The sequence below is a fragment of the Microcystis flos-aquae FACHB-1344 genome, assembly GCF_014698375.1.
Taxonomy (GTDB): domain Bacteria; phylum Cyanobacteriota; class Cyanobacteriia; order Cyanobacteriales; family Microcystaceae; genus Microcystis; species Microcystis aeruginosa.
This window is the reverse complement of the sequence record NZ_JACJSW010000174.1, coordinates 1-9,841: the sequence shown is the minus strand read 5'-3', so window position 1 is coordinate 9,841 and position 9,841 is coordinate 1. Positions and strand designations below refer to the sequence as shown.

General features: G+C 41.6%; 10 protein-coding genes and 1 riboswitch. Of the genes, 8 read left to right on the top strand and 2 right to left on the bottom strand.

All coding sequences use genetic code 11. The features are described 5' to 3' along the window. Positions 1–67 precede the first annotated feature (67 nt). From H6G48_RS16630 to dprA, 8 genes are all read left to right on the top strand, one after another. The gene (locus H6G48_RS16630; protein WP_190722559.1) at positions 68–637 is read left to right on the top strand and encodes an NERD domain-containing protein; all 570 of its coding nucleotides are present in this window, start codon (positions 68–70) and stop codon (positions 635–637) included. After that, a riboswitch (cobalamin riboswitch) is annotated at positions 608–766 on the top strand. (Overlaps the previous gene by 30 nt.) Before the next feature lie 56 nt (positions 767–822). Further along, on the top strand, positions 823–2,247 hold the full coding sequence (gene cobG / locus H6G48_RS16625; protein WP_190722558.1) for a precorrin-3B synthase: 1,425 nt from the start codon (positions 823–825) through the stop codon (positions 2,245–2,247). Between the two features lies 1 nt (position 2,248). After that, entirely contained in the window at positions 2,249–2,875 is a 627-nt protein-coding gene (locus H6G48_RS16620) for a precorrin-8X methylmutase (RefSeq protein ID WP_190722557.1), read from the top strand. Then, on the top strand, positions 2,872–3,576 hold the full coding sequence (cobI, locus tag H6G48_RS16615) for a precorrin-2 C(20)-methyltransferase (RefSeq protein ID WP_125731454.1): 705 nt from the start codon (positions 2,872–2,874) through the stop codon (positions 3,574–3,576). The genes H6G48_RS16620 and cobI overlap by 4 nt, the downstream gene beginning before the upstream one ends. Before the next feature lie 186 nt (positions 3,577–3,762). Continuing rightward, on the top strand, positions 3,763–6,324 hold the full coding sequence (locus H6G48_RS16610; RefSeq protein WP_190722556.1) for an SUMF1/EgtB/PvdO family nonheme iron enzyme: 2,562 nt from the start codon (positions 3,763–3,765) through the stop codon (positions 6,322–6,324). Between the two features lie 320 nt (positions 6,325–6,644). Beyond that, positions 6,645–6,884, top strand: coding sequence for a hypothetical protein (locus H6G48_RS16605; protein WP_002797650.1), 240 nt, complete (start codon positions 6,645–6,647; stop codon positions 6,882–6,884). Then, a complete protein-coding gene (locus H6G48_RS16600) occupies positions 6,874–7,212 on the top strand; it encodes a type II toxin-antitoxin system PemK/MazF family toxin (protein ID WP_190722555.1) in 339 nt (112 codons plus the stop codon). Before H6G48_RS16605 ends, H6G48_RS16600 begins: the two co-directional genes overlap by 11 nt. Before the next feature lie 388 nt (positions 7,213–7,600). Continuing rightward, the gene (dprA, locus tag H6G48_RS16595; protein WP_190722554.1) at positions 7,601–8,749 is read left to right on the top strand and encodes a DNA-processing protein DprA; all 1,149 of its coding nucleotides are present in this window, start codon (positions 7,601–7,603) and stop codon (positions 8,747–8,749) included. On the opposite strand, the gene trxA is transcribed toward dprA, so the two are convergent. Both trxA and H6G48_RS16585 read right to left on the bottom strand, forming a co-directional pair. Next, on the bottom strand, positions 8,746–9,078 hold the full coding sequence (gene trxA, locus H6G48_RS16590; protein WP_190722553.1) for a thioredoxin: 333 nt from the start codon (positions 9,076–9,078) through the stop codon (positions 8,746–8,748). The two genes, dprA and trxA, sit on opposite strands and share 4 nt — an antisense overlap. 382 nt (positions 9,079–9,460) lie before the next feature. After that, positions 9,461–9,841 (bottom strand): RNA-guided endonuclease TnpB family protein (locus H6G48_RS16585; RefSeq protein ID WP_190722552.1); only part of this gene is annotated, 381 nt, incomplete at its 5' end.

Below are 9,841 nucleotides of genomic sequence, written 5' to 3'. Positions count from 1 at the left end.
AACGTGGTAGGGGCTTTAAAAACAAGATATAATCAGGTTATTGTCAAGTTAATTCAGAGGAAAAACTATGACCACCACCGCCGATGATGTTTGGAAATTATTAGCCGAATTAGTAGAAGCTCAAAAAGAGACAGAAAGATGCTTTCAAGAAACCGAGCGCCGCTTTCAAGAAACTGATCGCCAAATTACCAGACTCAGTCAAGAAATTGGTAATCTTGGCGGTAAATGGGGACGTTTTGTCGAAAATATGGTAGCCCCAGCTTGTGAGACTTTATTTTTAAATCGTCAGATTCCCGTACATCAAGTTAGTCAAAGAGTCAGAAAACGTCTCGACGGTAAAACCCTAGAAATTGATGTGTTAGTAACTAATGAAAATCATGTGCTAGTAGTGGAAGTCAAAAGTAGTTTAAGTGTAGATGATGTCAAAGAATTAATCAAGAATCTAACCGAATTTAGGCAATTTTTCCCAGAATATAACCACAAACAATTATATGGGGCAGTAGCAGGCATTGAAATCGAAGAAGGAGCGGATAAATATGCTTATCGTCAAGGTTTATTTGTCTTGGCACAAAGGGGGGAAAATGTAGCGATTCTTAACGATGCTGAGTTTCAACCGAAAACGTGGTATAATATTTAAGCTTGTCTTTGGGAAAGTCCAGTGCAATTCTGGTACTGTGCCGCAGCTGTAATCAAGTAAAAAGTAAAAAGAGTACATCTTCCCTTTTTCCTTGCGAGTCAGAATGCCAATTACAAGTTTTTAATCGGTAGATAGACAAATAATTTTCTAACTACTTCTCTGCGTCGCATGGAGAACAAACAACGGTGAATTGGTTAGTTGAAGCAAATGCTTGTCCCGGTTTATTTTATGGAACTGCTGCCCAGGATGGGTTTTTAATTCGTCTCCGCACCCCCGGTGGATGGCTCAATTCTCCACAGGGAAAAGCGATCGCCACTTGGCTCGAACAATGGCAGACGACAATACAAGTTACCAATCGGGCAAATCTGCAAATTCGCGGACTGCAAAAATCCCCCAGTTTAGAAGAATTTCAAACCCTGCAAAAATTAGGGTTAGCTGCCCATAATCCCAGTATCGATCATCTGCGTAACATCATGTCCAGTCCCACGGCTGGAATTGACTGCCAAGAATCGATCGATACTCGTCCATTAGTCCAAGAATTAGATAATTTTATCCAAAATTATCCATCAATTGCCCAACTAAGTCCTAAATTTAGTATCGGGATCGATGGCGGTGGTGCAGTGGGAATTGGCACTGGTTCAACTATGGCCTGGCAACACCGCTATAACGAGATTCAGCTATCGGCAATTACCGTCAATAATCCGACAAATTTAACTTCTCTTGTTTGCTTTCGATTAGCCCTCGGAGGAGATAAACAATTCTATGACACGGACTTATTAATTGAGCCAGAAAACTGTTTAGCTGTGGTCAAAGCTCTAGTAAAGGTTTATGTCGATTATGTTCAACAAACCCCCAATATCAAGGGTAAAAAACCTCGGATGAAACACCTGCTCAAAGATTGGGGATTGGCCAAATATCTCGAACAAGTTAACTCCCAATTACATCGGACTTCTACCGGCATAATAAAAGGGCAAGAATACCGGCAGGCTGCCCATTCTACTCAACCCTATTTTCATCTGGGAATTCATCCTCAAAAGCAACCCGGATTATCTTATATTGGTCTATCATTAAGATTAGGACAATTGACGGCTAATCAACTATGGGGATTAGCGACACTATCAGAAACTTTTGGCAGTGGTCAGTTACGATTAACCCCTTGGCAGACTGTTATATTACCCGATATTCCCGATGAAAAAGTGTCAGAATTGTTGCCAAAACTGGCATTCTTAGGATTATCCGCTTCTCTTGGATGGGATGCGGGGATAGTTGCCTGTAGCGGTAAACCGGGTTGTGCGGCAGCGGCCACTGCAACTCAAGTTCATGCTTCTCTCTTGGCAGATTATTTGAAAGAACGCTTAACCTGCAATTCTCCTGTTAATATTCATTTGACGGGTTGTGCTAAATCCTGCGCTCAACCGGGTCCAGCCGAAATTACCCTTTTAGGAACCACCATCGAGGAAAATGGCCAAATACTAGAAGCTTATCAAGTCTATGTGGGTGATAGTCAAAAGTTCTTAGAAACACCCATATTTGAGGGAGAATTTGCCAAGATTCCCCCCCTCATAGCCCAAATTTTAAGCTCCCAAAACTCGAAAATTTTAGATAAATAGAATGGAATACATTAAGAATGGTGAGGAAATTTACCGCAAATCTTTTGCTATTATTCGGGCTGAAACTAACTGGGAAAATCTCCCCGATGATTTAGCTCCTGTGGCGGTTCGTCTAATTCATTCCTGTGGGATGACAGACATAACAAAAGATTTAGAAGCATCACCGGACGCAGTTAAAATCGGACGAAATGCCCTCGCTGGGGGTGCAGCCATTCTCTGTGATTCTCAAATGGTCGCTAATGGCATTACCAAAGCGCGTTTACCTAAAGATAATCCGATTATTTGTACCCTCAATTATCCAGAAGTGACCGAGTTGGCACGGCAAATTAATAATACCCGCTCCGCTGCCGCTTTAGAACTTTGGCGACCTCATTTAGCTGGAGCAGTGGTAGCCATTGGTAATGCACCAACCGCACTTTTTCGCCTACTAGAATTGCTCGATCAAAATGTAGATAAACCGGCTTTGATTTTAGGCTTTCCCGTGGGATTTGTGGGAGCGGCAGAGTCGAAAATAGAATTAGCAACTAATAGTCGTGGTGTGCCATTTATTACCCTGCACGGACGTAGGGGAGGCAGCGCAATCGCAGCAGCAGCAGTCAATGCTTTAGCAAAAGAGAACGAATTATGAATAAATTAGGCAAACTTTATGGATTAGGAATCGGGCCCGGCGATCCCGAATTGTTGACGCTAAAAGCACACCGGATTCTCACAACTGTTCCGGTAATTGCTTATCCTACCTTAGAAAGTGGCAAAGTTTTGGCACGGGCAATTGTGTCGGATTTTATCCGTCCCGAGCAGATAGAAATTCCCATGCCTTTACCTTTTAGTGTCGAGCGCAGTTCTCAACCTCATTATGATATTGCCGCCGAAAATATCGCCGAACAGTTAAACTTAGGTCGAGATGTGGCGGTGCTATGTGTGGGCGATCCGATGTTGTATGGCACGTTTATGTATATCTTTAATCGCTTGTGCGATCGCTTTTCAATTGAAGTCGTGCCGGGTATTTCTTCAGTGATGGCAAGTGCAGCAATGCTGGGTGTACCTATTACTTATCGAAATGACGTATTTAGTATTATGCCCGCTACTTTAGAGGCGGAAATATTGCGGGATCGCCTAGTATTTATTGATGCAGCGGCGATTATTAAATTAGGCAGACATTTCGCTAAAGTTCGCAATATTCTCGATGAATTAGGATTATTAGAACGCGCCCTCTACATCGAACGAGCAACCTTACCCAATCAGCAAATTATTCCGATTACAGAAGTCGATCCAGAGGCTGCTACTTACTGGTCATTAATTCTGATTCCTAGTAAAACTAAACCCCAATAACTCTATAGACACTAAGTTAAATCTTCTATCCCCTACCTGACAGAACCTATAGGGTTTAGATAATGTTATAAAAATGTCTTTTCTTCGTTGCTTTTTTTGTTGCATAGGGGGTTATATACAGCGTTTCTCGGATTGATAAGGTAATCTATTTTCTTCTCCATTCTCTGTCACCTAAAAATAACTACCATGTCCGATTCTCCTGAATCTATCCGCAATACTAGCGTCAGCGATCAAGCTACTAATAATGATGCCCTCGGATTTGAGCCTTATGTAATAGCGATCGCTGAATTTTTGTTGCATGAGCAGACACAACCACCCCTAACTTTATCGGTTGAGGGAGAGTGGGGTAGTGGCAAGTCTTCTTTTATGAAAATGTTGGAGGAATATTTACGAAAAAAAGGAGGTCGGACGGTTTGGTTTAATGCTTGGCGACACGATAAGGCGGAGTCGGTATGGGCGGCTTTTGCGCTGTCTTTTATTAAGCAGATTTCTACGCCCAAAAATTGGCGAGATTTACCTCGAATTATCCTAGGATATTTTAAATTACAATTATTGCGTTTTAACCTAGAAAAAGGCTTGTTTGAATTAATTAAAGCTTTACCAGTAATAATTTTTGTGATTTGTGCATCAATTGCCATTCCTTTTATTTTAATCGTTTATGGAGTTGAAGGAATTAACGAATTAATCGGAACAACAACCTCTCAAGATGTTTTTTGGAGCAAAATTAATTCAGTTTTTAAATTATTATTTACCGCTGGAGGTGTCACCTTATCAGGAGCAGGAATTTTCGCTGGTATTAAGAGTTTATCGAGAAATTTTCAAAGGTTACTTCAAAACCCTAAAAACAACCTAATTAAATATATAGAAGCCCCAGATTATAAAAAACAATCGGCATTTGTAGAAGAATTTCATGAAGATTTTGCTAAAATTGTTGATGCCTATGTTGGCAATGATCGAGTATATGTATTTATTGACGATTTAGATCGTTGTGAACATCCAAAATCAGCGGACTTGATGCAAGCGATTAACTTGATGATTGCTGATGATCCTTCAGTGGTGTTTATTTTAGGAATGGACAGAGAAAAAGTAGCCGCTAGTTTAGCGGTAAAATACGAAAACATTCTCAAGTATTTACCGTCAGAAACCACAGAAATTGATCCTGATATTTTAGCGAGACGTAGTGCTAATAAAGGGTTAGCTTATGGTTATACCTTTATTGAAAAGTTTGTCCAGCTTCCCTTTTTAGTTCCCCAACCATCCCGGTCAGATTTTGAGCGTTTTTTGATTCAGCTTGCTACTTCAACTCCTCCCAATTTACAGCCAGCTAAACCTCGTTTTACATTTTTTCAGTCATTCTGGGGTAAGTTTAAGTTAGCTTTACCCTGGAGAAATAATTCGCAAAAGCATCTCACTTCTGCAACAAGTAATCAGACAAGTGATTTAAAAAACTTGTCTCTAGATAATCCTTCGATAGAATCTGAACAAACCGAAAAAGAGAAAGCACGAGCATCTGTAATTAAGCGATTAGAAGCGATTCAAGTCAACAAATCTGATAATAGAGATTCCCAAACAGTGCGGAATGTCATTATGATGGTAGCTCCCGCATTGGATTACAATCCGCGACGGATTAAACACTTTATCAATGTCTTTCGTCTCAAGGTTTATATCGCTAATGAAACTGGTTTATTTTTTGAGGAGCGAGATGAGAATGATAATTTGTTAGTTCCTTCTCTAACTTTTGAACAGTTAGGTAAATTTACTGCGATTAGTTTAAAATGGCCATTGTTATTGTCAGATTTAGAAAATGATAAGAAAATTTTAGCAAAATTAGAAGAATTTGCACTAGATGAAGAAAAAACCCAAGAATATGAAGAGTCGATTCGCTATTGGGCTAGTCATACTAAGCTTAAAGCTTTAATGGCTTACGGTCATGAAAAATCGGCAGCTAACTCTAAATTTAGCTTGGCAGAGGTAAAGGTTGATAAATTATTACAAGTATCGCCCAGGGTAATTCGGCAAACTGAAACTGTAATTTTACCAAACTTTAACCTAGAAATGGTGGATATACCCGCTGGTAAATTTAACATGGGTTCTAATGAGTATGAAGATGAAAAACCGATACATCAAGTAATTGTGCCAGCATTTCAGATAGGCAAATATCCCGTCACCCAAGCACAGTATCAAGCGGTGATGGGAAAAGCTAGTTCAAGGTTTTCAGGAAATCCCCAGAAACCAGTAAAATCTGTTACTCAGAATGAGGCTGAAGTCTTTTGTAAACAACTGAGCAAGTTAACGGGAAAAAACTACCGTTTGCCTACAGAAACAGAATGGGAATATGCCTGTCGCGCTGGTACTGAAACCCGATTTAGTTTTGGCGATGATGAAAATCAATTAGGAGATTATGCCTGGTTTGATGGTAATTCAAATAATACAACCCATCCTGTTGGGGAAAAGCGGCCTAATCCCTGGGGAATTTATGATATGCACGGCAATGTTTGGGAATGGTGTGCTGATCAACATCATGAAAGTTATGCTGACAAACCAGACAATATTAGAGAAAATGGCAGTCTTGCATGGAGAGATAACAATATAACTAATGCGTCATCAATAATACGGCGTGGCGGTTCGTGGTGCCGCGACCCTTTGGTCTGTAGTTCAGCATATCGAGGCAGAAGCGTTGCCGAAATTTGCAACCACGATATCGGTTTTCGTGTTGTGTGCGATCTCCCCCAATCAGTTAACAGTTAACTGTTATCAGTTGGGAGCCACCATTGGCGCAATAATATTATTGTAGGGGCCAATTGCATTCGCCCTCTTTGAATAACTTCTGCTGCTCACCTATAGATGAGGGAAAGTCACAAATAGGAGATGCAGCCGATAATTTTCTGGAAATATAGTCTTTAAACCCTTGTCTGGCAAGACTACAAGGAATGATAAGCAATGATTATCACACAAAGTCGAGGAGAGCCATAGGGGGAGCCTGAGAATGGAGATCGCTGTAGTTAGCCATCACCGCTTTTTATGGTTACTTTAATGTTAGGATCGAATCACTTCTTTTAGGTTTTGCTATGCGTGCGATTGAAACCACTGGTATCCTCAATACCCAAGGGCAAATTCAACTTGATCATCCTATTCCCCAAGAAAAAGATCGGTTTGTGCGCGTCATTCTTTTGATGTCGGAGGATGAACTGAACGAAAAAAACTGGCTAGATGCCGTTTCCCATAACCCTAGCTTTGCTTTTCTGCAAGATACCGAAGAAGATATTTATACCCTTAACGATGGACAACCTGTAACTAATGAAGGGTAAAATTGTATTAATTCAATTTCCCTTCGACGATTTATCTTCCAGTAAGGTTCGTCCTGCTTATTGCCTAACCAATCAAATTGGAGGCTATCAACACATTATCTTTGCCCTAATTACCAGTCGTATTCCAGAAAATCCCCTTCATACAGATATTATTCTGAGACCAGAAAATCCAGATTTTATGATCAGTGGTCTTCGCCAATCGTCAGCCATCAGACTTGATCATTTAGTAACACTTCGCTCTTCACTGATTCAGCGTGAACTAGGCTCATTATCATTAAAAAACCAAACCTTAATTGTAGATATTTTGTCCGATATTCTACGTTCTTAAAAAAAATACGATCACTGATTTCTTCGGGGGCATTATTTAACGCAGTTTTTAGCTTTAAATTACAATAAATTTGTCTGTTATATCCGTTAAGCTATACTAAAATATTCTACCGTTACTGCTACAATTGGCTCCAAAGACCGCTATAACCAACTAAAACCATGACTCAAGCCACTTTTACAGAAATACTAGAGGCAACCGAACAACTTCCCCCAGAAGATCAAGAACAACTTATTCACCTGTTAAAAAAGTGAAAGACATGGACGAGGCTCAACAATACCTCAACAACTAATGGAAAGTATTCCGGCAAGATTAAAATAAATTAGGGTCATCTGGCCGCAGTCAGTTTTAACCGACTGAAAATATTACTTTGTCTGAGGAGCCTTTCAAATTGACAGACGAGCGCGTTTATTGGTTAGCATGGTCAAGTATTGCTGGAGTTGGGCCAATTTCCCTGAAGCGACTCTATCAGCATTTTGGCAGTGTCGCTGTGGCCTGGAATGCCTCCGATTCTGCGATCGCAGAAGGGGCGGGATTTGGCAAAAAGTTAATGGTAGCGGTACGGGAAGGGCGATCGCAAATTGACCCAGAAGCTCTTTTCGCCGAACATATCCAGAAAAACCCCCTTTTTTGGACTCCTAGCGACCCAGAATATCCCCGCTTTCTCTGGGAAATTCCCAGTCCTCCCCCCTTACTTTACTATCAAGGAAAGGTCAATTTAGAGGAAAATCAGGGAAATATCCCCACCGTCGCCATTGTGGGTACTCGTAACCCCACGGATCACGGCCGGCGCTGGGCGCGGCGCTTAAGTACCCTTTTGGCCCAACAGGGATTTACTATTGTTTCTGGTATGGCCGAAGGAATTGATGGCGAGGCACACCAAAGCTGTTTAAAAGCGGGGGGAAGAACGATTGCCGTCTTGGGAACGGGGGTCGATGTGGTTTATCCTAGTCGTCATCGGCAGCTACAGGCGGACATCCAAAAGCAGGGTTTAGTCATTAGTGAACATCCCGCCGCAACTCAACCGAATAAAGCCCATTTTCCCAGTCGTAATCGCATTATCGCCGGTTTAAGTCGCGCGACTATTGTTATCGAGGCCCCCGAAAGGTCAGGCTCCCTGATCACGGCCAGTTATGCTAACGAATTTGGCGGCGATATCTATGCTTTACCCAATTCTCCCGATATTGCTGCCGCTAGGGGTTGTTTACAACTGATTCATCAGGGGGCAGAAATTATCGTTTCTGAGGAGAAATTATTAGAAATGTTGGGGGCAATTCCCACCGCGAACCAATCCGCACCGGTTAATCTCTCCCCTTCACTCCCTCTAGAGACATCCCCGGTCGTTAATGCTGCTCCTCCAGTCAATCTAGAACCTAGACTAGCACAAGTGTATCAGTTATTTGACAGAGATGCCCTGTTGTTTGACATTATTGTTCAAAAAATGCAAATCCCCACCTCAGAAGTGGCGGGGATCTTATTGGAATTAGAATTAATGGGTTTAGTGACTCAGTTACCCGGTATGCGTTACCAGAAAACCTAGTCAACCCCCAAATGTTTATTTAGGGTATTAGCTAAAGTGGTTTTCGGTACAGCCCCGACCACCATATCAACTTTTTGACCTCCTTTGAAGATCATCAGAGTAGGAATACTGCGAATCCCGTACTGACTAGCGATATTGGGGTTTTCGTCGGTGTTGAGTTTCACCACCTTGACTTTCCCTTTGAACTGTTCGGCAATTTCTTCGACAACGGGAGCCACCATTCGACAGGGGCCGCACCAAGGAGCCCAGAAATCCACTAGGACAGGGTCGGCACTATCTAACACTTCTTCTATAAAGGTGGCATCTGTAACGGCAGGAACCTCTGACATACTTAAGAAATCCTCTAGTAATCACGGTTATCTAGAATACGCAAAAATTCCGTTCTAGAGATTCGTGGTGCGATGTTGACATTCCACTGGTGAAAAGGACGAGAACTAGCTCTAAATCCACTATAGAGGCCTTAACTTGCATCAGAGGTAGCTTCTTGGATCAATTTCACAAGGGGCATTCTTGTATTTTATAACCCTAGAGGCTCTATTTTGACTTTTTTTTGATAAAGTTTTGTAATATTGCCCGAGTCAAGGATGGGTGATGGCAGCCAGATAAAATTTTCTGGAAGAAAAACCCGAAAAGTCAGCGATTTTATCTAGGCTTAACCTGAGTTTGATTTTGACATCCTCACCGCCGTAAACGGACGGTGATTCCCAAACCTCACGATTTAGGTTTCTGCTTCTTTCCCTTGCGGGGTTCCGCACCTGCCTTAACAGATTTACTCTGTTCTGGTCTTATGGTCGCTCTACAGACTGACACCGCAAGCCCTGCGGCCAAAATATTTTTACTAGCGTTAATATCTCGGTCATGGTGTGTCCCACAGTCTGGACAATCCCATTCTCGAACATTTAACGGCATCTTTTCGACAATATGCCCGCAATTACTACACCTTTTAGAGCTAGGAAACCATCTATCTATTTCGATGTAGTTTCTCCCATACCAACGGCATTTATAGGCTAATTGTCGAGTGATTTCTCCCCAACTAACATCAGATATTGCCTGAGATAATTTCGGGTTTTTGACCATATTCTTGACGGCTAA